Annotated in this window: 22 protein-coding genes and 1 tRNA gene; 20 read left to right on the plus strand and 3 right to left on the minus strand. The window is 65.6% G+C overall.

What is annotated here, in order from left to right; genetic code table 11:
* Nucleotides 1-87 precede the first annotated feature (87 nt).
* Nucleotides 88-2,079 carry an acetate--CoA ligase gene (gene acs / locus ACH49N_RS09960; protein ID WP_358271474.1) on the minus strand — a complete coding sequence of 664 codons (1,992 nt, stop codon included), beginning with the start codon at nucleotides 2,077-2,079 and terminating at the stop codon, nucleotides 88-90.
* 285 nt (nucleotides 2,080-2,364) lie between these two features.
* On the opposite strand from acs, the gene ACH49N_RS09965 reads away from it, so the two are divergent.
* The 5 genes from ACH49N_RS09965 (at nucleotide 2,365) to ACH49N_RS09985 (ending at nucleotide 8,469) form a co-directional block, all read left to right on the plus strand.
* Nucleotides 2,365-3,981, plus strand: a complete 1,617-nt coding sequence (locus ACH49N_RS09965; protein ID WP_358271472.1) for an ABC transporter substrate-binding protein — start codon at nucleotides 2,365-2,367, stop codon at nucleotides 3,979-3,981.
* Between the two features lie 67 nt (nucleotides 3,982-4,048).
* On the plus strand, nucleotides 4,049-4,975 hold the full coding sequence (locus ACH49N_RS09970) for an ABC transporter permease (RefSeq protein ID WP_358271470.1): 927 nt from the start codon (nucleotides 4,049-4,051) through the stop codon (nucleotides 4,973-4,975).
* Nucleotides 4,968-5,945 carry an ABC transporter permease gene (locus ACH49N_RS09975; protein WP_358271468.1) on the plus strand — a complete coding sequence of 326 codons (978 nt, stop codon included), beginning with the start codon at nucleotides 4,968-4,970 and terminating at the stop codon, nucleotides 5,943-5,945. Before ACH49N_RS09970 ends, ACH49N_RS09975 begins: the two co-directional genes overlap by 8 nt.
* Nucleotides 5,942-7,687: a dipeptide ABC transporter ATP-binding protein gene (locus tag ACH49N_RS09980; protein WP_397504492.1), complete on the plus strand. Its 1,746-nt coding sequence runs from the start codon at nucleotides 5,942-5,944 to the stop codon at nucleotides 7,685-7,687. Before ACH49N_RS09975 ends, ACH49N_RS09980 begins: the two co-directional genes overlap by 4 nt.
* A gap of 32 nt (nucleotides 7,688-7,719) precedes the next feature.
* Entirely contained in the window at nucleotides 7,720-8,469 is a 750-nt protein-coding gene (locus ACH49N_RS09985) for an oxidoreductase (RefSeq protein WP_159918982.1), read from the plus strand.
* Between the two features lie 389 nt (nucleotides 8,470-8,858).
* Here ACH49N_RS09985 and ACH49N_RS09990 read toward each other — a convergent pair whose 3' ends face one another.
* Nucleotides 8,859-9,695, minus strand: a complete 837-nt coding sequence (locus ACH49N_RS09990; protein WP_358271465.1) for an HAD-IB family hydrolase — start codon at nucleotides 9,693-9,695, stop codon at nucleotides 8,859-8,861.
* A gap of 391 nt (nucleotides 9,696-10,086) precedes the next feature.
* Between ACH49N_RS09990 and ssd the strand changes: the two genes are divergently transcribed.
* The 7 genes from ssd to ACH49N_RS10025 are packed head-to-tail and all read left to right on the plus strand — an operon-like array spanning nucleotide 10,087 to nucleotide 14,715.
* A complete protein-coding gene (gene ssd / locus ACH49N_RS09995; RefSeq protein WP_358271463.1) occupies nucleotides 10,087-11,178 on the plus strand; it encodes a septum site-determining protein Ssd in 1,092 nt (363 codons plus the stop codon).
* Nucleotides 11,175-12,380, plus strand: coding sequence for a TadA family conjugal transfer-associated ATPase (locus ACH49N_RS10000; RefSeq protein ID WP_397504493.1), 1,206 nt, complete (start codon nucleotides 11,175-11,177; stop codon nucleotides 12,378-12,380). Before ssd ends, ACH49N_RS10000 begins: the two co-directional genes overlap by 4 nt.
* Complete coding sequence (locus ACH49N_RS10005; protein ID WP_358271459.1) at nucleotides 12,377-13,168, plus strand: type II secretion system F family protein; 792 nt, start codon at nucleotides 12,377-12,379, stop codon at nucleotides 13,166-13,168. The genes ACH49N_RS10000 and ACH49N_RS10005 overlap by 4 nt, the downstream gene beginning before the upstream one ends.
* Complete coding sequence (locus ACH49N_RS10010) at nucleotides 13,165-13,746, plus strand: type II secretion system F family protein (RefSeq protein WP_358271457.1); 582 nt, start codon at nucleotides 13,165-13,167, stop codon at nucleotides 13,744-13,746. Before ACH49N_RS10005 ends, ACH49N_RS10010 begins: the two co-directional genes overlap by 4 nt.
* Nucleotides 13,747-13,796: 50 nt before the next feature.
* Nucleotides 13,797-14,000, plus strand: coding sequence for a DUF4244 domain-containing protein (locus ACH49N_RS10015; RefSeq protein ID WP_358271455.1), 204 nt, complete (start codon nucleotides 13,797-13,799; stop codon nucleotides 13,998-14,000).
* Complete coding sequence (locus ACH49N_RS10020; RefSeq protein WP_109326385.1) at nucleotides 14,000-14,368, plus strand: TadE family type IV pilus minor pilin; 369 nt, start codon at nucleotides 14,000-14,002, stop codon at nucleotides 14,366-14,368. The genes ACH49N_RS10015 and ACH49N_RS10020 overlap by 1 nt, the downstream gene beginning before the upstream one ends.
* Nucleotides 14,365-14,715, plus strand: coding sequence for an Rv3654c family TadE-like protein (locus ACH49N_RS10025; RefSeq protein ID WP_159918989.1), 351 nt, complete (start codon nucleotides 14,365-14,367; stop codon nucleotides 14,713-14,715). The genes ACH49N_RS10020 and ACH49N_RS10025 overlap by 4 nt, the downstream gene beginning before the upstream one ends.
* A gap of 9 nt (nucleotides 14,716-14,724) precedes the next feature.
* Here ACH49N_RS10025 and ACH49N_RS10030 read toward each other — a convergent pair whose 3' ends face one another.
* Nucleotides 14,725-17,073 (minus strand): DEAD/DEAH box helicase, encoded by a 2,349-nt coding sequence (locus ACH49N_RS10030; RefSeq protein ID WP_358271453.1) that lies wholly within the window; start codon nucleotides 17,071-17,073, stop codon nucleotides 14,725-14,727.
* A 398-nt stretch (nucleotides 17,074-17,471) separates the two neighbouring features.
* On the opposite strand from ACH49N_RS10030, the gene ACH49N_RS10035 reads away from it, so the two are divergent.
* The 8 genes from ACH49N_RS10035 to ACH49N_RS10070 all read left to right on the plus strand — a co-directional run bounded on the left by ACH49N_RS10035 (nucleotide 17,472) and on the right by ACH49N_RS10070 (nucleotide 23,822).
* A complete protein-coding gene (locus ACH49N_RS10035) occupies nucleotides 17,472-17,675 on the plus strand; it encodes a cold-shock protein (RefSeq protein WP_005248460.1) in 204 nt (67 codons plus the stop codon).
* A 146-nt stretch (nucleotides 17,676-17,821) separates the two neighbouring features.
* Nucleotides 17,822-18,406, plus strand: a complete 585-nt coding sequence (locus tag ACH49N_RS10040) for a hypothetical protein (RefSeq protein WP_159918991.1) — start codon at nucleotides 17,822-17,824, stop codon at nucleotides 18,404-18,406.
* A 136-nt stretch (nucleotides 18,407-18,542) separates the two neighbouring features.
* Nucleotides 18,543-21,467 carry a type I DNA topoisomerase gene (topA, locus tag ACH49N_RS10045; protein ID WP_159918992.1) on the plus strand — a complete coding sequence of 975 codons (2,925 nt, stop codon included), beginning with the start codon at nucleotides 18,543-18,545 and terminating at the stop codon, nucleotides 21,465-21,467.
* 52 nt (nucleotides 21,468-21,519) lie between these two features.
* A complete protein-coding gene (locus ACH49N_RS10050; protein ID WP_358271449.1) occupies nucleotides 21,520-22,734 on the plus strand; it encodes a DNA polymerase III subunit delta' in 1,215 nt (404 codons plus the stop codon).
* A gap of 31 nt (nucleotides 22,735-22,765) precedes the next feature.
* Nucleotides 22,766-22,838 (plus strand) — tRNA-Thr (locus ACH49N_RS10055).
* A gap of 136 nt (nucleotides 22,839-22,974) precedes the next feature.
* On the plus strand, nucleotides 22,975-23,412 hold the full coding sequence (locus ACH49N_RS10060; protein ID WP_159918993.1) for a DUF2752 domain-containing protein: 438 nt from the start codon (nucleotides 22,975-22,977) through the stop codon (nucleotides 23,410-23,412).
* A 41-nt stretch (nucleotides 23,413-23,453) separates the two neighbouring features.
* Nucleotides 23,454-23,576: a hypothetical protein gene (locus tag ACH49N_RS10065; protein ID WP_257792467.1), complete on the plus strand. Its 123-nt coding sequence runs from the start codon at nucleotides 23,454-23,456 to the stop codon at nucleotides 23,574-23,576.
* Between the two features lie 48 nt (nucleotides 23,577-23,624).
* The gene (locus ACH49N_RS10070; RefSeq protein WP_159918994.1) at nucleotides 23,625-23,822 is read left to right on the plus strand and encodes a hypothetical protein; all 198 of its coding nucleotides are present in this window, start codon (nucleotides 23,625-23,627) and stop codon (nucleotides 23,820-23,822) included.
* Nucleotides 23,823-24,145 lie beyond the last annotated feature (323 nt).

Consider the following 24,145-nt stretch of genomic DNA (forward strand, 5'->3'; position numbering starts at 1 on the left):
GGGCTGCCCGGGTGTAGGCGGCTCCGCCGCCCGTGCGCCTTTCTGGTAGTGGGAGCTACCAAAAAGGCGCACGGGGCGCGAAGCGCCCTACTTGCCGCGGATGGCGTCGAAGACCTTGGGGTCGACGAGGGTGGAGGTGTCGCCGAGGTCGCGACCTTCGGCGATGTCCTTGAGCAGGCGACGCATGATCTTGCCGGAGCGGGTCTTGGGTAGTTCCGGGACGACGGTGATCTGCCGCGGCTTCGCGATGGGGCTGATTTCCCGCGCGACCTCGGCTTTGAGTTCGGCGATCAGGTCGTCGCCGGTGTTCTCGACGCCTTCGCGGAGGATGACGAACGCGACGATGCCCTGGCCGGTGGTCTCGTCGGCGGCTCCGACGACGGCGGCTTCGGCGACTCCGTGGTGTCCGACGAGGGCGGATTCGACCTCGGAGGTGGAGATGCGGTGGCCGGAAACGTTCATGACGTCGTCGACGCGGCCGAGGACCCACAGGGCGCCGTCTTCGTCGTACTTGGCGCCGTCACCGGCGAAGTACCAGCCCTGATCGGGGTAGCGGGACCAGTAGGTGTCGCGGTAGCGGTCCATGTCGCCCCAGATACCGCGCAGCATCGCCGGCCACGGCTTGTCGAGCACCAGGTAGCCGGATTCGCCGTTGCCGAGTTCCTTGGCGTCGTCGTCGACGATCTTGGCGGAGATGCCGGGTAGCGGTGCCATGGCGGATCCGGGTTTGGTGGCGGTGATGCCGGGGAGCGGCGAGATCATGATCGCCCCGGTCTCGGTCTGCCACCAGGTGTCGACGATCGGTGCCGTGTTTCCGCCGATCACCTCACGGAACCACTTCCACGCCTCGGGGTTGATGGGTTCGCCGACGCTGCCGAGGAGCCGGATCGAGGACAGGTCGTGGGCGTCGGGGATCTCCCGGCCCCACTTCATGAAGGTACGCACCAGGGTGGGAGCGGTGTAGTAGATGCTGACACCGTACTTTTCGATGATCTGGAAGTGGCGGTGCTCGTCGGGGGAGTTGGGGGTGCCTTCGTAGACCACCTGGGTGACGCCGTTGGACAGCGGTCCGTAGACGATGTAGCTGTGCCCGGTGACCCAGCCGATGTCGGCGGTGCACCAGTACACGTCCTGCCCGACTTTGTGGTCGAACACGTTGTGGTGGGTGTAGGAGGCCTGGGTGAGGTAGCCGCCGGAGGTGTGGATGATGCCTTTGGGCTTTCCGGTGGTGCCGGAGGTGTAGAGGATGAACAGGGGATGTTCGGAGTCGAACGGCTTCGGCTCGTGGGTGTCGGAGGCTTTCTCGACGGTGTCGTGCCACCACAGGTCCCGGCCCTCGGCCATGTCGACGTCGATGCCGGTGCGTTTGACGACGAGCACGTTCCTGACGGATTCGGCGCCAGCATCCGTCGGATCATCGGCTGCGCCGGCCAGAGCGTCGTCGACCGAGGGTTTGAGGGGGGCCGCCTGGCCTCGGCGCCACTGGCCGTCGACGGTGACGACGAGTTTGGCTTCGGCGTCGTCGATGCGGGAGCGCAGGGCGCTGGCGGAGAAACCGGCGAAGACGACGGAATGGGTCAGGCCCAAGCGTGCACAGGCGAGCATCGTGACGATGGCCTCGGGGATCATCGGCATGTAGATGGCGACGCGGTCGCCGGGGACCAGTCCGAGGTCGCTGAAGGTGTTGGCCGCCTTGCTCACTTCGGTGAGGAGGTCGTGGTAGGTGAGGTCGCGGGTATCGCCCGGTTCGCCCTCGAAGTGGATGGCGACGCGGTCGCCGTTGCCTTCGAGGACGTGGCGGTCGACGCAGTTGAATGCGACGTTGAGCCGGCCGCCGACGAACCACTTCGCCACGGGGGCATCCGACCAGTCGAGGACCTCGGTGAATGGTGCGTGCCAGTGCAGTCGCTGCGCCTGCTTCGCCCAGAATGCGAGGCGATCGGCATCTGCCTCGGCCTGGAGTTCGGGTCCGGCGTTCGCGGTCGCGGTGAACTCGGGGCTCGGCGGGTACACCTGCGGGACGGCATCCGGCTGTGCGGATTTCTCCGTCGATCCGTTCGCCTGTGCTGCACTGGTCATTGTGGCCCGGCCTTCTTTCCAGTCTCGAAAACGGCAGTTCTAGCACGTGTGAGGGTAGTCACAAGGGCTCGGGAGCGCACCGTTGCACGAGGTTGCATGCCCGTGTTCTGCGACGATCGGTCCTTTCGGCGCGCCGGACGGTATTCCTCGGCGGCCGAACGGCCGAACTGTCCCGGTCGAAGATTCGCCGAGACGGCATTTCGACGAGATTCTGCGTCTCCGGCCCCGCGGAGCCGTAACGTGACTATCGTCGTCCCATCATTCCACCGGGGCTGGAGGACCGTTGTGCGTAGGACACGCGTGGCAACTGCTGTTCTGGCGGTGGGCATTGCAGCGGGAATGCTGTCCGCCTGCTCGTCCGGTGAATCCTCGGGCGGAGGAGGAAGCGGGATCGTCAATGCTTGGGCGGGTGAGCCGCAGAATCCTCTGATCCCCACCAATACGAGTGAGAACCAGGGCGGCCGTGTCATCGATGCCCTGTTCGCCGGCCTCGTCTCTTACGACGCCCACGGTGCAATTACCAACGAAGTGGCCGAGTCCATCGACACCACGGACGGTAAGACATTCACTGTGACGCTGAAGGACGGCTGGACCTTCACGGACGGGTCACCCGTCACGGCATCGTCGTTCGTCGACGCATGGAACTACGGCGCGCTGTCCACCAATGCGCAGCTCCAGGCGTCCTTCTTCGACCCGATCCAGGGCTACGACGAGGTGGCGGCCGAGAACCCGACGGCCCAGACGATGTCCGGACTGAAGGTGGTGGACGACACCACCTTCACGATCGAGCTGAAGCAACCGGAGTCGGCGTTCCCCGATCGACTCGGATTCGCCGCGTACTTCCCCCTGCCCCAGGTGGCGTTCGAGGACATGGCAGCGTTCGGCGAGAACCCGGTCGGAAACGGGCCGTACAAGCTGGCCGGACCCGGTGCTTGGCAGCACAACGTGCGGATCGACACCGTCACCAACCCCGATTACGACGGGAATCGGAAGCCGAAGAACGACGGTGTCGACTTCATCATGTACAACAGCCTCGACACCGCCTACACCGATCTGTTGGCCGGCAACGTCGATGTTCTCGACCAGGTTCCGCCGAGCGCAGTCACCACCTTCGAGTCGGATCTGCCCGGTCGCACCGTGAACCAGCCATCCGCGACCATCGAGACCTTCACCATTCCGGGGCGTCTGCCGCACTTCAGTGGTGAAGAAGGCACCCTCCGTCGTCAGGCCATCTCGATGGCGATCAACCGCGACCAGATCACGGAACAGATCTACAACAACACCCGTACTCCGGCTCTCGACTTCACCAGTCCGGCCATCGAGGGTTGGTCGGATTCGCTCGCCGGTAACGGCAATTTGAAGTTCGACCCCGAGGCTGCGAAAAGACTGTGGGCACAGGCCGACGCCATTGCGCCGTGGACCGGCAGTTTCGAGATCGCGTACAACGGCGACGGCGGGCACAGGGAATGGGTGGATGCCACGGCCAACAGCATCCGCAACACGCTGGGCATCGACGCGAAGGGCAAGGAATACCCGACCTTCGCTCAAATCCGGACCGAGGCCACCAACCGCACGATCCCGTCCGCATTCCGTTCGGGATGGCAGGGCGACTACCCCCAGCAGTACGGCTTCCTTGCGCAGAACTACCAGACAGGCGGCAGCTCGAACGACGGTGACTACTCCAATCCGGAGTTCGACCGGCTGCTGCGCGCATCGGCCGGCGAGGTCGATCCGGGTAAGGCTCAGGATCTGCTCGACGAGGCGCAGGAAGTTCTTCTGAGGGATCTTCCCGCTGTTCCCACGTGGTACCGCAATGCCGCGAGCGGCTGGTCGGAGAACGTGTCGAACGTGACGATCGACTGGAAAGGTATCCCGATGTATTCGGACATCGAGAAGAACTGACACCGGAGTCGCCGACGGGGTGGGGCGAGCTTCCGCCGTCGCCGGCCTGCGGAGAGGATGGGACCCGATGCTCTGGTACATCGGCCGCCGTGTGCTCCAGATGATTCCTGTGTTCCTCGGGTCGACCTTCCTGATCTACGCGATGGTGTTTCTCCTGCCCGGTGACCCGATCGCCGCGCTCGCCGGCGACAAGGCGCTGAGTCCCGCCGTCACAGCCCAGCTCCGCGCCCGATACCACCTCGATCAACCGTTCCTGATGCAGTACTTCCTCTATCTCGAAGGCATCTTCACTCTCGACTTCGGCACATCCTTCTCGGGTCGTCCGGTCAGCGAGGTTCTGGCGCAGGCATTTCCGATCACCATCAAGCTGTCTCTGATGGCACTGGCCATCGAAGGGCTCTTCGGAATCGGCTTCGGGCTGTTTGCGGGACTGCACAAGGGCGGCGTCTTCGACAGCACCGTGTTGCTGGTCAGCCTCGTGATCATCGCGGTCCCGATCTTCGTCATCGGGTTCCTTGCCCAGTTCTTCATCGGGGTGAAGTGGGGATGGGTGCCGCCGACGGTGGGGGGCAATACCAGCTTCGTCAATCTTCTGCTCCCGGCCTTCGTGCTCGGGTCGGTGTCTTTCGCGTACGTGCTGCGGCTCACCCGCACCTCGGTGGCCGAGAATCTGACGGCCGACTACGTGAGAACAGCTACCGCCAAGGGGCTTTCGCGGCGCAGAGTCGTGCAGGTGCATGTATTGCGGAACTCGCTCATCCCTGTCGTGACCTTCCTGGGTGCCGACCTCGCCACCTTGATGGGTGGGGCGATCGTCACCGAGGGCATCTTCAACATCAACGGAGTCGGCGGCACGATTTACCAGGCGGTCACCCGGGGGGAGGCGCCCACGGTCGTTTCGTTCGTCACCGTCTTGATCGTCATCTACCTGCTGGCCAACCTGATCGTCGATCTCCTGTACGCCGCACTCGATCCGAGGATCCGTTATGTCTGAGAAAGTGGTCAACGACGAGTCGCCCCGGACCGGAGACCGGAAGATTCGCCAATCACACTTCGTCGCTCCCGAGGAGGTCGCGCCGCCGGGGGAGACCGACACCGTGTCCCTCGATCAGCCGCCCACGAGTGTGTGGTCGGATGCCTGGCGCGATCTTCGTCGACGTCCCTTGTTCGTGGTGGCGTCCGTCATCATTCTCGTCGTCATCGCGGTAGCCGCCTTCCCGAGCCTGTTCACCGGCACCGACCCACGGTTCTGCGACCTTGCGTTCAGCATGCGCGGCCCGTCCTCCGGCCACTGGTTCGGTTTCGACAAGCAGGGATGTGACATCTATTCCCGCACCATCTACGGGGCCCGCGCGTCGGTGCTGGTCGGCGTGGGGGTCACCACGATCGTCTTACTTGTCGGCGTCGTATTCGGCTCCCTCGCCGGATATTACGGAGGCTGGGCCGATTCGTTGCTGTCGCGGGTAACCGACATCTTCTTCGGTGTCCCGCTCATTCTCGCTGCTATCGTTCTCATGCAGTTGTTCGCGAATCGCAGTATCTGGACGCTGATCGTCGTACTCGCCCTCTTCGGCTGGCCCCAAATGGCGAGAATCGCTCGCGGGGCGGTCCTCTCGGCCAAGAACAACGACTATGTGATGGCGTCGAGGGCGCTCGGCGTCTCGAACTTCCGGACGCTGCTGCGTCATATCCTGCCGAATTCCCTGGCGCCGATCATTGTCATCGCGACCATCTCGCTGGGTGTCTACATCGTGGCCGAGGCGACGCTGTCGTTCCTGGGTATCGGCCTCCCGTCCTCCGAGATCTCGTGGGGCGGAGATATCAGCACTGCGCAGGTGACACTCCGTCAAGGGTCGGCGATTTTGTTCTACCCGGCTGCCGCGCTGGCGATTACGGTGCTCGGCTTCATCATGATGGGCGACGCTCTCCGGGATGCGCTCGACCCCAGGGCGCGGAAGCGGTGAGCGTGATGTCCCCGAATGAAACCACCGGACCGATGGCTACGGCCGACGAGGCGCCGCTGCTCGATATCCGAGACCTGGAGGTCACCTTCGCGTCCCGTTCGGGTTCGGTTCCGGCGGTGCGCGGGGTGAGTCTTACCGTGTATCCGGGGCAGACGGTGGCGATCGTCGGTGAGTCGGGGTCGGGAAAGTCCACGATCGCTCACGCCGTCATCGATCTGCTGCCCGGTACGGGGAAGGTCACCGGCGGCCGGATTCTCTTCGCAGGACGTGACCTGGCCGCTGCCCCGGAGCGAGACTTCGTCGCCTTGCGTGGACAGAAGATCGGCCTCGTTCCGCAGGACCCGATGTCCAACCTCAATCCGGTGTGGAAGGTGGGCTTCCAGATCCGGGAGGCACTGTCGGCCAACGGGATCGCGCAGGGGAAGGCCGCGAGGATCCGCGCGGCCGAACTCCTCGAAGAGGCCGGGCTCGCCGATGCCGAAGACCGGTTGGGGCAGTATCCACACGAGTTCTCGGGTGGCATGCGCCAGCGGGCGCTCATCGCCATCGGACTGTCGGCCCGCCCGCAGTTGCTCATCGCCGACGAACCGACGTCGGCCCTCGACGTCACCGTCCAGCGACAGATACTCGATCACCTGGACGGGCTCACCAGTGAGCTGGGGACGGCAGTACTCCTCATCACCCACGACCTCGGTCTCGCGGCCGAGCGGGCGGAGCATCTCGTCGTGATGAGCAAGGGCCGCGTCGTGGAGTCCGGGCCTGCCCTCGAGATCCTGCAGCGCCCGCAACACCCCTATACGCAGAAACTCGTCACCGCAGCGCCCTCGCTGGCCTCCCAGCGACGCAGCTCTTCGCTCGCGCGGGCCGACATCCGGGATCAGGCACTCGAGGTGGTCGGTGAGGCGGAGCAGCACGGTGCGCTCGAGGGCAAGTTCGGTGAGGTCACCGATGATGTGGTGGTGGTGACCCGACTGAACAAAGTCTTCACCATCCGTCACGGTTTACGGAGATCCACCGAGTTCAAGGCCGTCGACGACGTCTCGTTCGCGGTCCGCCGGGGAACGACGACCGCCCTCGTCGGTGAGTCCGGGTCGGGCAAGTCGACCGTGGCGCACATGGTGCTCGGACTGTTGGCCCCGACGTCGGGACACGTGGTCTTCGACGGTAAGGATGTCGCGACGCTCGACCGGAGGGAGACGCTGGCTTTCCGGCGCCGCGTACAACCCATCTTCCAGAATCCGTACGGCACCCTCGACCCGATGTACTCCATCTTCCGCACCATCGAAGAACCTCTGCGCACGCACAAGGTGGGTACCCGCAAGGAGCGGGAGGCCCGGGTGCGGGACCTGCTGGACAAGGTCGCGTTGCCTGCGTCGGTGATGCGGAGATTCCCGAACGAGCTTTCCGGCGGGCAGCGCCAGCGTGTGGCGATCGCCCGTGCGCTGGCGCTGCAACCCGAGATGGTGGTGTGTGACGAGGCGGTGTCGGCGCTGGACGTGCTGGTACAGGATCAGATCCTCACCCTGCTCAACGACCTGCAGGCAGAACTGGGGTTGACGTACCTGTTCATCACTCACGACCTGGCGGTGGTGCGGCAGATCGCTGACGACGTCGTGGTCATGTCGGCGGGCGCCATCGTAGAGAAGGCCACTACCGACGAGGTGTTTCGCTCGCCCAAGGCGGCCTATACGCGGAAACTGCTCGCGGCCATCCCGGGTGGATCGATCCGGCTCGGCGCCTGAGGACGACTCGGTGCCGGGTAGCGTTCTCAGACGTGAGTGACCCGTTGCAACCCCTCGTCGACCTTCCCGGTGTCCGCGACGCCGCCGACCGTGCGCGCGACGCGCTCGGGGAGGTGCATCGCCACAAGACCAACCGCCGTGGTTGGCCGACCACGGCGGCGGAGGCAGCCGTCCGGGCTGCTCGCGCGTCGGCCTCACTCGACGGTGGACGCACGGAACTGCCGGCGCCGGGCGAGGTCGCGGATCCGATCCTGTCGGGTGCACTGCGTGTCGGTCAGGCGCTCGACGGGGATGCGCTGGGTCTACTGCAGTCGACGTGGCAGCGCGCTCCGCTGCAAGCGCTCGCGAGGCTTCACCTCCTCGCCGCCGCAGACCTCGTGGAGGATCCGGAGCTGCTGGGCAGGCCCCGCCCGGCCGCCGGGGTGGCCGAGCGGTTGGATGGTCTCGCGCAACTCGTCACCGGAGAGACAACGGCGCCGGCGCCGGTCCTTGCCGCGGTAGTGCACGGCGAACTGTTGGCATTGAAGCCCTTCGGTGTCGGCGACGGTGTCGTCGCCCGAGCGGCATCACGGTTGGTGTGCGTGTCCAGCGGCCTCGACCCCCACAACCTCGGTGTGCCGGAAGTGAGCTGGTTTCGCCGCCAGCAGGCGTACCGCAACGGGATCGGCGCCTTCGCATCCGGTGCCGCGGAGGGGGTCGGCAGCTGGGTGATCCTGTGCTGTGGGGCGCTGGAGGCAGGTGCGCGGGAGGCGATGTCCATCGCCGAGGCGGCAGCGACCTGACCCGAGCGCCACACGAAACGGGCGGCGCTGCCGACTCTCGTCGACTTCGCCGCCCGTCAGCGCGGACTACCGGTTACCAAGCGTGCTCGGTGGGTTGTGTGGGTGGCCTCGGCGAGAGTTCGACGATCGTCGGGTCGTCCCTGCAACCGGTGCAGGGTCCTTGCCGATGAAACGCGAGTCTCGCAGGCCCACAACGCTTCTGCCCTTATAGTGGCTTGTGCTCCGCGTGGGTACCTAGTGCCCGTGCCGGGAATCGCGGTCGGGAGATCGATCCTTCTCTTCCGGGTCGATCTTGGCCTTCCGTTCTTCCGTAACTCCTTTGTACCCCGTGACCCACCTCACAGCAAGTGTCAAATTCGGTTTGTGGCCGTGTCGGGTGTTGTCACCCGTCAGCGCCTGCGGCGCATTACTCCGTAGGTGAATGCGCCAGCCACGAGGGCGCCGATGCTGACCGCTGCGGTGGTGGCGACCGTCGTCGCCGACGGGGACTGGAGGCGCGCCCGGAGGGACACCGGATTGGAGAAAGTCAGTATGGGCCAACCGTTTCCGGACGCTACTTTTCGTAGGGCACGGTCGGGATTGACCGCGGTCGGGTGCCCCACCGCCGTCAACATGGGAAGGTCGGTGACGGAGTCGGAATAGGCATAACAGGACGACAGGTTGTAGCCGTTCTTCTCGGCCAGTTCGACGATGGCTTCCACTTTTCCTTCGCCGTAGCAGTAGAACTCAACCTCGCCCGTGTAGAGCCCTTCCTTCACGGCCATGCGCGTGGCGATGCTGCGGGTAGCTCCCAACGCTTCGGCGATCGGTGTCACCACCTCCTCGCCCGACGCCGACACCACGACCACGTCGTGGCCCCGCAGCTTGTGATCCGCCATGAGGTCGGCGGCCTCGGCGAACACGAGGGGGTCGACGATGTCGTGCAGTGTCTCGGCGACGACGGCCCGGACCTGTTCCACATTCCACCCCGTGCACATGCTCGTCAGGTAGGCACGCATGCGCTCCATCTGATCGTGGTCGGCCCCGGACAGAAGGAACAGGAACTGGGCGTAGCTGCTCTTGAGGACGGACCGCCGGTTGATGAGACCTTGGTCGAAGAACGGCCTGCTGAACGCGAGGGTGCTCGATTTGGCGATGATCGTTTTGTCGAGGTCGAAAAATGCGGCCACTCGACCCGTCTCGGTGTGTCGACCTGTCTTTGCACTTATCTGTGGCTTCACGGTCACAGCTGCCAGGATATGCGCTGTTCGGGAGGGAAGCTGTGTTCCGGACGCCACCGCGAGTGGCCTCGAAACATTCGTGCGACACGGCACAATCGTTCGACAGTTGAACTTGCAAATACACATCCGGGGAGGTGTACTATCAAAGATGTCCGGATTTGATTCGGACATGTTCAGCCCGACCCCCCGGGGCTGAACGCCGACGACCCTCGCCTCCTCCCCCCCTGGCGAGGGTCGTCCTCTGTCTGCAGCAGGTATGGATTTCGCGGCAGATGCGGCCAGGATTCTCCGATACGTAATGGTACGCACGTACCTATTTCTATCCACAGGGCCGAAGTTGTCCACAGATCGTTCTGTGCCCCTTTCGCGCATATGCGGTGCCGGGCACGCTCACTGCATGGACACGGACATCGGTGGCGAAGTGCTGGTTCTGATCGAAGACCCTGCACTGCTGCACAGCATTCGGCGGGTCGCCGCCGCGGCGGACCGCAGGATCGACGAAGCCGAGGTCGCCGATGCGCACCACACCTGGGGGAATGCTCCCCTCGTCGTACTCGACACCCGGGCCGCCATCGCGTGTCACCGCCTCCCTCGCCGACGTCGGGTGGTGTTGCTGTGTGACGGAACGCCGGGGATCGACGAATGGCGGATCGCGACCGCGATCGGTGCGGAGCACGTCCTCGCGGTACCTGAGGACGAAGCCACTCTGGTCACGGTGCTCGGTGAGCAGCCTCAAAAGCCGGAGGCGGACGGCAGCGTCGTCGCTGTCGTCGGAGGCTGCGGTGGTGCCGGTGCGTCCACCATGGCAACGGCGGTAGCCCTGTGTGCCGCCACCGGTGCGCAAGCGGAAACGACACTGCTGGTGGACACCGACGCGTGGGGGTCGGGTCTGGACGTGCTCCTCGGCCTCGAGGACGTCCCCGGCCTGAGGTGGTCGGGCCTGTCGATCGAGGGTGGACGGATTTCGTCCGACGCACTCCGAGACGCGCTCCCCGCACGCGGCGAGCACTTACGGGTTCTGTCCTGCAGTCGCAGCGGCCACGGAAGCTCGGGGCCCACACCGGCAGCGGCACGCGCAGTGATCGAGGCGAGTCGGTACGCCGGGAATCTCGTCGTATGCGACGCGTCGAGATTTCCGGGACCGGTCACCGAAACGGTCTTCGAACTGGCGGATCTGGTAGTCCTCGTCGTGCCGGCGACCGTCCGTGCCTGCATCGCTGCCGGCAAGGTCGCGCAGTGGATTGCCGAGCGAAACCCGAACCAGGGCGTCGTGGTGCGCGGCCCGGCGCCGGGAGGTCTGCGGGGCGCGGATGTGGCGGAGGTGCTCGAACTCCCTCTGATCGCGTCCATGCGCGCCGAGCGCTCCCTCACCGCAATGCTCGAACACGGCGGCTTGAAACCCGGCCGGCGCTCAGCGCTCATCGCCGCGGCATCGGCGATCCTCGACACGGCGGCCGAGAGGCCGCGTTCACGGGAGTGGGCGGCGTGAGTTCCCTCGTCACGCCCGACCTCCTCGACCGGGTCCGCGAACGCCTCGCCCACACCTCGGGGGAGCCGACCCCGGCAACGGTCGCTGCCGCCATCCGGACCGAGTCCGGTGGTGTACTGGGTGACACGGATCTTCTCGGTGCGTTGCGCGTGCTGATGACCGAGCTGACGGGTGCCGGTCCCCTCGAGTCCCTGCTCACGCGTCCCGGCGTCGCGGATGTCCTCGTCACTGCTCCCGACGAGGTGTGGGTCGATCAGGGTCGCGGTCTCGAACGCACCGACGTACGGTTCGCCGACGAGGCGGCGGTACGCAGACTCGCTCAACGCCTCGCCCTGTCAGCCGGTCGCCGGCTCGACGACGCGCAGCCCTGGGTCGACGGGCGCCTGCGCAGGGTGGGCAATGGCTCGTTCGGAGTGCGGCTCCACGCCGTGCTCGCCCCCGTGGCGCACGGTGGAACCTGCCTGTCGCTGCGTGTGCTGCGGCCGGCCACTCAGGGCCTCGACGCGCTGCTGTCGGGCGGTGCGCTCACCGAAGAAGCCCACGCGCTGCTCGGAACAGTGGTGCGCGCGCGGCTCGCCTTTCTGGTCACCGGGGGCACGGGCGCCGGAAAGACCACGCTGCTCGCCGCGCTGCTCGGCGCCGTCGATCCGGCCGAACGCATCATCTGTGTCGAAGACGCCGCCGAGCTGGCGCCCAGACATCCGCACGTGGTCCGGCTGGTGGCGCGGGCGGCCAACGTCGAAGGAGTCGGCGAGGTGACCGTCCGGGATCTGGTGCGCCAGTCCCTGCGCATGCGTCCTGATCGAATAGTTGTGGGGGAGGTGCGCGGCGCGGAGGTCGTCGACCTTCTCACGGCTCTCAATACCGGCCACGACGGCGGTGCGGGAACCGTCCATGCCAACTCGCCCGAGGAAGTGCCCGCCCGGCTCGAAGCCCTCGCCGCGCTGGGGGGAATGGACCGCAGCGCCCTGCACAGTCAGCTGGCCGCTGCGGTCCAAGTGATCTTGCACGTGCATCGGTCCTCGAATGGAACTCGGAAGCTGATGCAGATCGGTGTGGTCACCAGTGACGACCGGGGATACGTCTCCATCGTCCCGGCTTGGACTTTCGGCACCGGGTCGGATGCGGGCGCCGCGGTCCTGCAGCAACTCTGCGCCCGCCGCATCGGAGAAGAATCTGCCGAACGTGTGGTGGCGACGTGATCGCAAGTCTCGTGGTGCTGGCCGGCGCTGTCCTCGCGATGCCCTCGGCGTTGTCCCGTACTCGGTTGCTCGCGGTTGTCGGGCGACGGCCACCGCGGAGGCGCGCCAGGGTGTCCGGCATAATTCCGGCTGCTCTCCTCGTCCTTCCCGTTTCCTACGAACTGGGCGGTGTCGCCGTCGTACTCGCGGCGATGATTGCGTGCGCCACAGTTCGTTTCAGATATGTGCGGCGGCGAGCGGCTCGGGCGAGAGATGCCGACCTGCGCGTAATCCTGTCGAGTCTCGAGGTGGTGACTGCCGAACTTCGCGTCGGTGCGCATCCTGCGACGGCGTGTGACACGGCCGCAAACGAGGGTTCCGGTGTCGTGTCGGTGGCCTTCCGATCCGCATCGGCACGCGCGCGTCTCGGGGGTACCGCAGCAGATGGACTGCGTATCAACGACTCCCGAGTCGGAGTGGAGCTGGCGCGCATCGCCGACATCTGGGACGTCGCGGAGAAGCACGGTCTTGCGCTCGCCGAGTTACTCGAGGCGGCGCGCGCTGATCTGCTCGGTCGACGGCGATTTCGTGGGCGCACCGAGGCGGGGCTGGCGGGCGCGAGGGCAACGGCGAGCGTGCTGGCTGCTCTTCCGGTCCTGGGCATCGGCCTCGGCCACATGATGGGTGCTGCGCCACTCGAAGTGTTGCTCGGCGGCGGACTGGGCGGTGGTCTGGCCGTGCTGGGGACGGGCTTGGTGTGTGCGGGACTGCTGTGGACCGATCGCATCACCGCGCAGGTAACACAATGACCTGGATCACGCTGTCGCTGATGGCCGGCTCACTTCTCATCCTTCCGGGTCGCCGGCCTTCACGGGCGCGCCTGCAAGGCGAGCGTGGCCCGGTCGTGCAGAACGACGGCGACGATCTACACCGGCGCGAGGACCCGCTCGCCGTCGCTGCCACCTTCGACCTGCTGGCCGCGTGCCTACGCTCGGGGCTCCCTGTCGCGGTCGCTGCCGAGGCGGTGTCGCTCACGGCTCCAGCACCGCTGTCGGAGTCGTTGCGCCGAGCGGCGGATCTACTGTCCCTGGGAGCGGACGCGGCCACCGCATGGGAGTCGGCGGCGTCGGATCCGGCCACTGAATCACTTGCCCGAATGGCTCGACGCTCGGCCAGCTCAGGATCGTCGTTGGCAGGCTCGATGACCGAGTTGGCTACAGAAAGTCGCTCCCAGGCCGAGGATTCGGCGGCGGCTTCGGCCGAACGCGCCGGTGTGCTGATCAGCGGTCCGCTGGGTCTGTGCTTCCTGCCTGCCTTCATCTGCCTCGGGATCATTCCCGTCGTCGTCGGTCTCGCCTCCCGGGTTCTCGATGGCGGACTGCTCTGACTTCGCACTCCCGGTGCAGATCCACTGCGCCGGTACAACAAGGGGGAAACATGATGATAAACACGATGCGTGCTCTGACGGCTCGCCTGACACTGCTTGCGGTCGAGGAGGAGGGGATGTCGACCGCCGAGTACGCAATCGGCACGATCGCCGCGGCGGCGTTCGGTGCGGTGCTCTATTCGGTGGTCACCGGTGACAGCATTGTGACCGCGCTGACGAATATCATCGACAAAGCGCTGAGTACCACGGTCTGATGACACAGTCGAGGGGGCTGCGGCGTTCGGATGCGGGGGCGGTCACGGTGGAGGCGGCCATCGCAATCGCGTCCATCGTGGTGGTGGTCGTCCTGTGCATCGGAGCGATCACGGCGGCGACGCTCCATGTTCGCTGTGTCGACTCGGCCCGTGAAGCGGCTCGCCTCGCTGCTCGCGGGGATCGGGAGTCGGCGATGTCCGCAGCGGCGAGGGTGGCTCCTGATGGCGCCGACGTGGTGTTGCGCGAGGAGGGGGATCTCGTCGTCGCCACCGTACGCGCCCGCAGTCCGCTCCTTCCGCTCGTGCATATCTCGGCCGAAGCTGTCGCGGTACGCGAGCCCACCGCCGCTGGGTGGGGTGGGCGATGAATGCTCGCGACGAGCGTGGTTCCGCCACAGTGCTCGCGTGTTTCGGGCTCGCGGCGCTGGTGGTGATAACGGCGACTCTGCTGCACCTCGGTTCGGCGGTCTCGGTGCGGCATCGGGCTCAGTCCGCGGCGGACCTTGCGGCCCTGGCCGCCGGAGTGGGGCTCGACCGGGGCAGCGAGTCCGCATGCGCTGCGGCGCGTGCCGTGGCGGAGCGGATGCACGCCGAGGTGGTCGACTGCACAGTCGACGACTGGGATGTGGTGGTGACGGTCACGGCCCCGATGTTGCTGTCCTCGCTGGGCATTCGAGATGCCCGGGCAGTGGCTCGGGCCGGACCTGCGGAATGAGACGGCCGCTCATCCGAGCGCGTCGAGCACCGCCGCGAGGACTCGGATAGCACCGTCCTTGTCGAGGGGGTCGTTTCCGTTTCCACATTTCGGTGAGTACACACAGGAAGGGCAACCGGAGGTGCACTCGCAGGAAGTGATCGCGTCCCGGGTCGCGCCCAGCCACCGCACGAGCTCGGCGTGGCCCCGGTCGGCGAATCCGGCGCCGCCGGCGTGTCCGTCGTAGACGAACACGGTGGGCAAGCCGGTGTCGGCATGCAACGCCGTCGAGACGCCGCCGACGTCCTCGCGATCGCACACCGCGACCAGGGGCAGGAGTCCGATGGCTGCGTGCTCAGCGGCGTGGAGAGATCCGGGCACTCGTTCGGCCGCGACACCGGCTCGGGAGAGCAGCTCCGGGGTCATCGTGTACATCACGGCACGGGTACAGAGGGTCTGCTCCGGCATGTCCAACTCCACCGAGTCGAGTACTTCACCGGACGGCAGTCGGCGCAGGTACCCGATCACCTGGTGCGTTACCTCTACCTCGGCGAGCGCCACTTCGACGTCACCGAAAAGTTTCTGCTCCAGCACAGCCGTCACGGTGATCTCGGTGGTTTCCCGGGCCGAGGTCGTCCAATCGGGGTCCTCGGCGTGAACCAGGGCAAGACCCTGATCGAGATCGAGTTCGTCGATGACATACGACTCCCCCTGATGGATGTGTACGGCGCCGGGATGGACGGTCGCCGGGGCGCGACCGGTGTCGACAGTTCCCAGCAGACGTCCGGTTTCCGACACCACTATTGCTACTTGCGTACCGATTCCACCCCGGATATCCAGTGCGCCATGCGGATTTGTTCCCGCAGTCACGAACCAACCGTGGGCGCGCCTGCGAATCAGGCCCTGTTCGGACAGCTTTGCGAGGACGTCGAGGCCGCCGAATTTTTCTGCTTCGGCATCGGAAAGCGGCAATTCCATTGCTGCGCAGAGCAATTGTGGACCGAGGACGTACGGATTGGACGGGTCGGTGACGGTGGCCTCCACCGGCTTGTCCAAGAGTGCGGACGGGTGGTGCACGAGGTAGGTGTCCAGCGGATCGTCGCGGGCTACCAGGACGACGAGCGATCCTTCACCACGTCGGCCGGAGCGGCCTCCCTGCTGCCAGAACGAGGCGACCGTCCCGGGAAATCCCGCCACCACCACGGCGTCGAGTCCGGCGATGTCGACACCGAGTTCGAGCGCGTTCGTCGTTGCCGCACCGAGCAGTGTGCCGTCGGCGAGGGCTGCCTCGAGTTCGCGTCTGTCTTCGGCCAGGTAGCCGGCGCGGTACGACGCGACCCGTGTGGCAAGGTCGGGATCGACCTCCGCGAGTAGGCGTTTGGTGGCCATGGCAGTCAGCTCGGCGCCGCGCCGCGAACGGACGAAGGTGAGAGTACGTGCCCCCTCGGTCATCAGGGTGGCCATGATGCGTGCGGCCTCCGAACCTGCAGGCCTGCGGACCGGACTCCCGTTCTCTCCCGTCACCTCCCGCATGAGGGGTGGCTCCCAGAGGGCGATGGTCCGCGGGCCGTGGGGCGACCCGTCGTCCACAATCTCGGCGCACGGCGCCCCGATGAGGCGGGACGCGGCGGAGCCGGGTTCGGCGGTGGTGGCGGAGGCGAGGATGAAGACGGGGTCGGCCCCGTATCGCGCCGCGATGCGTCGGAGTCGGCGCAGGACGAGAGCCACATTGGAGCCGAAGACACCACGGTAGGAGTGGCATTCGTCGATTACGACAAACGCCAGATTGCGGAAGAAGTGCGACCACCGTTGATGGGTCCGGAGAAGGGAGATGTGCAGCATATCGGGGTTGGTGAAGAGCCACCGTGAGTTCTCGCGCGCCCACTGCCGCACCTCCGACGGTGTGTCACCGTCGAACATGCAAGGGCAAGCGCCCCGAAGGTCGTCCGTAGCGTCGATGATCGAGGTCACCGCCCGCAACTGGTCTGCGCCCAGGGCTTTGGTCGGTGACAGGTAGAGGGCGGTCGCCCGCGGATCCATTGCCAGAGTGGTGAGTACCGGTAGCTGGTAGGCGAGCGACTTTCCCGATGCCGTTCCGGTCGACACCACCACGTTCGTGCCCTGGTGGGCAAAATCGGCGGCAGCCGTTTGATGGCTCCACGGGCGGGCGATCCCGTTCTGCTGGAGGGCCGAGACGACCGAGGGGTGCGCCCACGTGGGCCAATCCGTCAGTGCCGACGTCCGAGCAGGCATTTCGGCGGCGAATGTCAATGGCGTTTCGCTCGGCGGGACGCCATCGAGCACCCTGTCGAGCAACTCGCGACCGTATGTTTCGCCAGTATTTCCACTGTCGTCACGGGGCGAAAACGGTGTGCTCACTGATCTCTCCGGGCTGTCGATGGAGCGGGGCGAGGAGCTTCTACACCGCCACGACCTGCATATATGATGATAGCGAGTCGACTCCTCAGGATGTTTCCGGGGGTACGGCACGTGCCGACCGGATGCGTCGATTCGCGGCTGTTCGCTACAAGATCAACATTTTGTGTGAATTGTTCCGTTTTCGACTGTTGCGTTCGCGGAGTTCATGGTTGACTACATCTTGGTCGCAGCTTCTGTGTTCGTGGGCTTGAAAGAGTGAGCGTTCGCAGGATCGATGTTGCGAACGCGGTGCTCTGCTTTTCCTGAGGGGGAAATCAAGAAGTACAGCGGTCGGAACCGGCCCGGCGGACTGTACGTGCTGTCCGCCGAATCCGGTGGTTAGAAAGAGAAGGAAAAGCATGGCACAGGGCACTGTGAAGTGGTTCAACGCGGAAAAGGGCTTCGGCTTCATCGCACCCGAGGACGGCTCCGCTGACGTCTTCGTTCACTACTCCGAGATCCAGGGCAGCGGTTTCCGCACCCTCGAGGAGAACCAGCGCGTGGAGTTCGAGGTCGGCCAGGGCACCAAGGGCCCCCAGGCAACCGGCGTTCGCGCAGTCTGATTCTGCCGTCCATTCCGTGGACACGAAAATCAGATAGGCGGGATCTCGCGATTCCGTCCGAATCGTCCCCCATCGCCCGAGGCGGTGGGGGACGATTCGTTTTCCATGCTGGTGGCCACAGTGACGTGGCAGAAGGGGGTAGGTCGATGAGTCAGCTCTCCTTCTTCTCTGCGGAGGCACTTCCACCGGCGGTTGCGGATCTGGGTGGGCTTCTCGCAGCGTCGGGCCAGGTGGTCTCCGGCGGCGGCCGCGCGCGGATTTCCATCGTGGTGGATGCGCTGTGGCGCGCGGAAGGAATCGCCGAGCTGATCGCCGAGGCGGGGCTGGAAGCCGAGATCACCCGGAGCGACGAGGGCAGCCCGCTCGTGCGCACCGCTTCGGTAGTCGACTTGCGGCCCCTCGCGGAGCAGTGGACGAGGGGCGCGGTGAAGGCGGTGCCGCCGGGCTGGGTGCCGTCCGGGAGGCAGCTGCGGTTCTGGGCTCTGGCTGCGGGCCACGGCGAAGCGGACGGGGAACGCTTCGTTCTCGGACTCGATTCGCACGCCCCGGACACCCACGCGCCACTGGCTCAGGCCTTGATGAGGGCGGGTATGGCGCCGACGTTGATAGGCACGCGCGGGTCAGGTCCCGGCCTTCGAATATCGGGTCGGCGTAGGCTCGGCAGACTCGTCGAGAGTATCGGCGAAGCACCCGGAAATATGGACGACCGTACCGGTTGGCCCCACATGTAGGACCGCGTAGGCAGTACTGATCTGCGAGGACGGCTCCCCGGTATGTCACTCTAGTAATAGGCGAACCCGGTATAAACGGTTTGTCTGCACAACTGTCGGGTGGCAGCGATCGACTTCAGGAAGGTTCGGGCAACAGGTGGCAAAAGGTGACAACGGCAGTGCGCAGGATGCGGCGGGAGCGTCCGGCCAGCCTCGCCGCCTCGTGATCGTCGAGTCGCCGACCAAGGCCCGCAAGATTGCTCCTTACCTCGGAAAGAACTACGTCGTCGAGGCGTCGGTGGGGCACATTCGTGACCTTCCTCGCGGCGCCGCCGATGTTCCGGCCAAGTACAAAGGTGAGCCGTGGGCCCGACTCGGTGTCGATGTCGATCATGATTTCGAGCCGCTGTATGTGGTCAGTCCGGAGAAGAAGTCCAAGGTCACCGAACTGAAGGGCCTCCTCAAGGACGCCGACGAACTGTTCCTCGCCACCGACCCCGACCGTGAGGGCGAGGCCATCGCCTGGCACCTGCTCGAAACTCTCAAGCCGAAGATTCCGGTTCGGCGGATGGTCTTCCACGAGATCACCGAGCCGGCCATCCGAGCGGCCGCCGACGACACCCGCGAACTCGACACCGACCTGGTCGACGCGCAGGAAACTCGGCGCATCCTCGACCGTCTCTACGGTTACGAGGTCAGCCCGGTCCTGTGGAAGAAGGTCATGCCGAAGTTGTCGGCGGGCCGTGTGCAGTCCGTCGCCACCCGTGTCATCGTTCAGCGTGAACGCGAGCGGATGGCATTCCGGTCCGCGTCCTACTGGGACATCTCGGCCACCCTCGACGCAGGCGCCGACGCGAGCCCGCGCAGCTTCGGGGCCCGTCTGGTGAGTGTCGACGGTTCACGAGTCGCGTCGGGTCGCGATTTCGGCTCGGACGGCCAGCTGAAGACCGGCACGGTCACGGTGCTCGACGAGGCCCGTGCACAGAGGCTCGCCGAATCCCTCGCCGGTGTCGACCTCACCGTGTCGTCCGCGGAGAGCAAGCCGTACACGCGCAAGCCCTACCCACCGTTCATGACGTCGACCCTCCAGCAGGAAGCGGGACGCAAGCTTCGATTCACGTCGGAGCGGACGATGCGCATTGCCCAGCGGTTGTACGAAAACGGCTACATCACCTACATGCGTACCGACTCGACGACGTTGTCTGCATCGGCCATCGCCGCAGCGCGTGCGCAGGCCACCGAGTTGTACGGCGCAGAGTACGTTCACGCGTCGCCGCGCCAGTACACCCGCAAGGTGAAGAACGCCCAGGAAGCTCACGAGGCGATCCGTCCTGCGGGCGACGTCTTCCAGACTCCGGGGCAGCTGCACTCACGGCTCGATACCGACGAGTTCCGGCTCTACGAATTGATCTGGCAGCGCACCGTGGCGTCCCAGATGGCCGATGCCCGCGGCACCACGCTCACCCTGCGAATCTCGGGTACGGCGGGTACGGGCGAAGAATGCACGTTTTCCGCGTCGGGCCGCACCATCACGTTCGCCGGCTTCCTGAAGGCATACGTCGAAAGTGTCGACGAAGAAGCCGGCGGCCAGTCCGACGACGCGGAGTCGCGCCTGCCGGTGCTCGTCGAGGGCCAGGCGGTCACCGCGACGAAACTCGATCCGGATGGTCACACCACCAATCCACCGGCCCGGTACACCGAGGCGAGCCTGATCAAGACCCTCGAAGAGCTGGGCATCGGTCGCCCGTCCACCTATTCGTCGATCATCAAGACCATCCTCGACCGTGGATACGTCTACAAGCGCGGTAGTGCGTTGGTGCCGTCCTGGGTCGCGTTCGCCGTCATCGGTCTCCTCGAGATGCACTTCGGTCGGCTGGTCGACTTCGACTTCACCGCCGGGATGGAGGACGACCTCGACGCAATCGCCGGTGGCCGGGAACAGCGCGGCAACTGGCTGAGCAGTTTCTACTTCGGCGGTGATCACGGCGCCGAGGGTTCCGTCGCCCGCGAGGGTGGCCTGAAGAAGATGGTCGGTGTCAATCTCGAAGAGATCGACGCTCGCGAGGTCAACTCCATCCGACTCTTCGACGACGCCGAAGGCCGCGAAGTTCATGTCCGTGTCGGACGCTTCGGTCCTTACCTCGAGCGGATGGTTCGCAACCCGGACGACCCCGAGGGCGACCTCATCTCACAGCGGGCAAACCTGCCCGACGACCTTCCGCCGGACGAGCTGACACCCGAATACGCCGAGAAGCTGTTCTCGACCCCCCAGGAGGGCCGCAAGCTCGGAGTCGATCCACTGACCGGGCACGAGATCGTGGCGAAGGAGGGCCGGTTCGGCCCTTACGTCACGGAGATCCTTCCCGAGCCGGAACCCGAGCCCGAACCGGCCGTGGTGCCGGTCACCGAGCCGGAGCCTGCCGAGGGCACCACCAAGACCAAGACGGCTGCGAAGAAAGCCCCTGCCAAGAAGGCGGCGAAGAAGGCAGCGGGTCCCAAGCCGAGAACCGGTTCGCTTCTCAAGTCCATGGATTTGGCCACGGTCACCCTCGACGACGCCCTGAAGTTGCTGTCGTTGCCGCGGGTGGTGGGTATCGATCCCGAATCGAAGGAAGAGATCACCGCCCAGAACGGCCGGTACGGTCCCTACCTCAAGAAGGGCACCGATTCGCGGTCACTCGCCACCGAGGACCAGATGTTCACGGTCACGCTGGAAGAGGCCCTGAAGATCTACGCGGAGCCCAAGCGCCGCGGCCGGCAGGCGTCGGCGACGCCGCCCCTGCGGGAGCTGGGCGTCGACTCGGTCAGTGAGAAGCCGATGGTGATCAAGGACGGCCGGTTCGGACCGTATGTAACGGACGGCGAAACCAACGCCAGCCTTCGCAAGGGCGATGAAGTGGAAAGCATCACCGACGCTCGGGCGTCGGAACTGCTGGCGGAGCGTCGGGCGCGCGGACCTGTCAAGAAGAAGGCTCCCGCCAAGAAGGCACCGGCCAAGAAGGCCGCGGCGAAGAAGACTGCTGCCAAGAAGGCACCGGCGAAGAAGGCTGCTGCGAAGAAGGCCGCGGACAAGAAGGCGTGAGCCGGTACGGCGGGGCGTCGGGGGTGTTGCAGGTGCGGGATAGTCTGACGTCGTGACCGTATTCGACCGGTTGGTGGGCCAGGCAGACGTCGAGGCCGAACTGACAGCCGCTGCTACGGCGGCCCGTCTCGGACTCGGCTCAATGGGGGCGTCGATGACGCATTCGTGGCTTTTCACGGGCCCCCCAGGCTCGGGCAGGTCGGTGGCCGCACAGTGCTTCGCCGCGGCCTTGCAATGCACCAGTGACGGAGTCCCTGGCTGCGGTGCGTGCCACTCCTGCACCACTGCAATGGCAGGCACCCACGGTGATGTGCGGCGGGTGGTTCCGGAAGGACTGAGCATCAGCGTGAGGGAGATGCGGGCCATCGTGCAGACGGCCTCCCGCAGGCCCAGTACCGGTCGCTGGCAGATCGTCGTCGTGGAGGACGCAGACCGTCTCACCGAGGGCGCGGCCAACGCTCTCCTCAAGGTTGTCGAGGAGCCGCCGGATCGCACCGTGTTCTTGCTGTGCGCTCCTTCCGTCGATCCCCAAGACATCCCGGTGACCCTGCGGTCGCGCTGCCGGCACGTCGCCCTCGTCACGCCGTCGGCGGACGCCATCGCTCAGGTTCTGCGCGAGAGGGATGGTGTGGAGCCGGAGGAGGCGCGCCTTGCCGCGTCGATCAGCGGCGGTCACGTAGGGAGGGCACGGCGACTGGCGACCGACTTGAATTCCCGCATTCGTCGCAAGGAAGCCCTGGACCTTGCGGTCGCGGCATTGCGACCCGCGACTGCGTTCGCGGCTTCCGAGGAGTTGGTGCGCTCAGCCGATGCCGAAGCGAAAGAGATGAGTGCGGCGCGAGACGAGCAGGAGACGGAAGAGTTGCGCACCGCCCTGGGTGCAGGAGGCACCGGCAAGGGCGCTGCCGGGGCAATCCGAGGATCGGCCGGTGTACTCAAGGATCTGGAGAAGCGGCAGAAGTCGAGGGCTACCCGCACGGGACGTGATGCGCTGGATCGCGCTCTCATCGATCTCGCGGGTCTCTACCGCGACGCCCTCGCCGCCACGTGGGGATCGGCAGCCGCAGCAAACCATCCCGACATGGCCGACCGAGCTGCGGAACTCGCGTCGAGAACCTCGCCGGAAGGCCTGCTGAAGTGCATCGAAGCGGTACTCGAGTGCCGTGAGGCGATCGCTGTCAACGTCAAACCACAGTGGGCTGTCGACGCCATGGTGGCCAGCCTCGGCGACGCGTTCAGGGAGCCGTTTTCGCATACTCGGGGTTGAGGCGCTAGACTCGCCACCGCCGAAAGGCACCGCTGCCTTAGCTCAGTCGGTAGAGCATTTCACTCGTAATGAAAAGGTCGAGAGTTCGATTCTCTCAGGCAGCTCAGCGGTTCTCTGGCCCTTCCCGATTCCTCGGGGAGGGCCAGAGTTGTATTCGGATCCGACACGTCGAGGACGGGGATCCGTGTCGTTCGCAGTCCCGACCCGCCGCGGCGGGGAAAGATCCGGAAGACTGGAAGCGTGGACATCGAGAATCGGACCCGTACCTCACAGGTCGCGGGTCTACGTGCGCTCGGTGCGCCCGCAACGGTTGCTGCAGGGGCGGCCGCCGCCGTCGCTCTCCTGCACTTTCGCGATCCACATCAGTCGGGTGCGTACGGCTTCTGCCCCGTGTACGCATTGACGGGATGGTGGTGTCCGGCCTGCGGGGGCCTTCGTGCTGTCCACGACCTCACCGATCTGGACATCGGGGCCGCGTTGTCGAGCAACGCCTTGATCGTTCCGTTGCTCGCTGTCTCGGTGTACTTGTGGGTGCGGTGGGCGCAGCGCCGCTGGGCGGGAGCGCGCGCTCGATCGATCGGCATCCGTCCATATGTGATGGTCGGTGTGCTGATCGCTCTCGCGGCGTTTACGGTCACGAGGAATACATCTTGGGGAAGCTGGCTGGCGCCGGTTTGACGACGGTCGCCGCCGGCATGAAACAGAGAGTCGGTTCAAAGATGGCAATGCAGGTTTTCTCGTTGATTGCGATCCTCGGAGCATTGATCGTGCTCATTCCGACAGCGCTCCGAGTCTTCGGTAAGAGCGACAACGTGAAGGCACCCGACGACGCCGAAGAGTGACCGGGCGCTGCTCTCGACAACCCTCCGCCCCACGGTCATGATTCGTGTATGAGTGATTCGCTGAAGGACCGGGTCCGGGAGAAGTTGCTCCGCCAGCTCGCCGAAGACGGAGGCCACCCGGTCCAGGAGGCGGAAGGTGACGATCCCCGGCTGGTGTCGATCGATGCGGATCTTGCCGCGCTGGAGCAGGCAGCCGACGGCGATGTGGTCATCGAGGAACTCGCCGCGAAGTACTGGGTTCCGTAAAAAGGCGCTTCCAGCAGGCTGACCAGGCAATTTGGCGTAGCGGGTGTTCGTCGCGTAACTTATTCCAAGTCAGAGCGACACGGACACCGACCCCGGCCGGAAGGCGGGGGACACGAGGTTGGACGAAGGCGCCTGAACTTCCCGAAGATGCTGATTTCGATTGGTGTGTTCGAGATGTCCTGGAGGTTCCCGTTTGCATCGGGGGTTGGCAGGAGTTAGGCTGGAGCGGTTGCCCCGGAGCGGCTAGCGAGTGTGCTGGTGGTGATGGTGTGTGCGTGTTCTTTGAGAACTCAACAGTGTGTCGATGAATGTCAGTGCCAAAT

Source organism: Rhodococcus sp. NPDC019647 (assembly GCF_044389235.1).
GTDB lineage: Bacteria > Actinomycetota > Actinomycetes > Mycobacteriales > Mycobacteriaceae > Rhodococcus_F > Rhodococcus_F oxybenzonivorans.

Excerpts from the sequence above, each read along its gene's own strand:
- acs (WP_358271474.1), bottom strand. The coding sequence starts at position 2,079 with ATGACCAGTGCAGCACAGGCGAACGGATCGACGGAGAAATCCGCACAG.
- ACH49N_RS09970 (WP_358271470.1), top strand. The coding sequence starts at position 4,049 with ATGCTCTGGTACATCGGCCGCCGTGTGCTCCAGATGATTCCTGTGTTC.
- ACH49N_RS09975 (WP_358271468.1), top strand. The coding sequence starts at position 4,968 with ATGTCTGAGAAAGTGGTCAACGACGAGTCGCCCCGGACCGGAGACCGG.
- ssd (WP_358271463.1), top strand. The coding sequence starts at position 10,087 with ATGGACACGGACATCGGTGGCGAAGTGCTGGTTCTGATCGAAGACCCT.
- ACH49N_RS10010 (WP_358271457.1), top strand. The coding sequence starts at position 13,165 with ATGACCTGGATCACGCTGTCGCTGATGGCCGGCTCACTTCTCATCCTT.
- ACH49N_RS10015 (WP_358271455.1), top strand. The coding sequence starts at position 13,797 with ATGATGATAAACACGATGCGTGCTCTGACGGCTCGCCTGACACTGCTT.
- ACH49N_RS10020 (WP_109326385.1), top strand. The coding sequence starts at position 14,000 with ATGACACAGTCGAGGGGGCTGCGGCGTTCGGATGCGGGGGCGGTCACG.
- ACH49N_RS10025 (WP_159918989.1), top strand. The coding sequence starts at position 14,365 with ATGAATGCTCGCGACGAGCGTGGTTCCGCCACAGTGCTCGCGTGTTTC.
- ACH49N_RS10035 (WP_005248460.1), top strand. The coding sequence starts at position 17,472 with ATGGCACAGGGCACTGTGAAGTGGTTCAACGCGGAAAAGGGCTTCGGC.
- ACH49N_RS10040 (WP_159918991.1), top strand. The coding sequence starts at position 17,822 with ATGAGTCAGCTCTCCTTCTTCTCTGCGGAGGCACTTCCACCGGCGGTT.
- ACH49N_RS10065 (WP_257792467.1), top strand. The coding sequence starts at position 23,454 with ATGGCAATGCAGGTTTTCTCGTTGATTGCGATCCTCGGAGCATTGATC.
- ACH49N_RS10070 (WP_159918994.1), top strand. The coding sequence starts at position 23,625 with ATGAGTGATTCGCTGAAGGACCGGGTCCGGGAGAAGTTGCTCCGCCAG.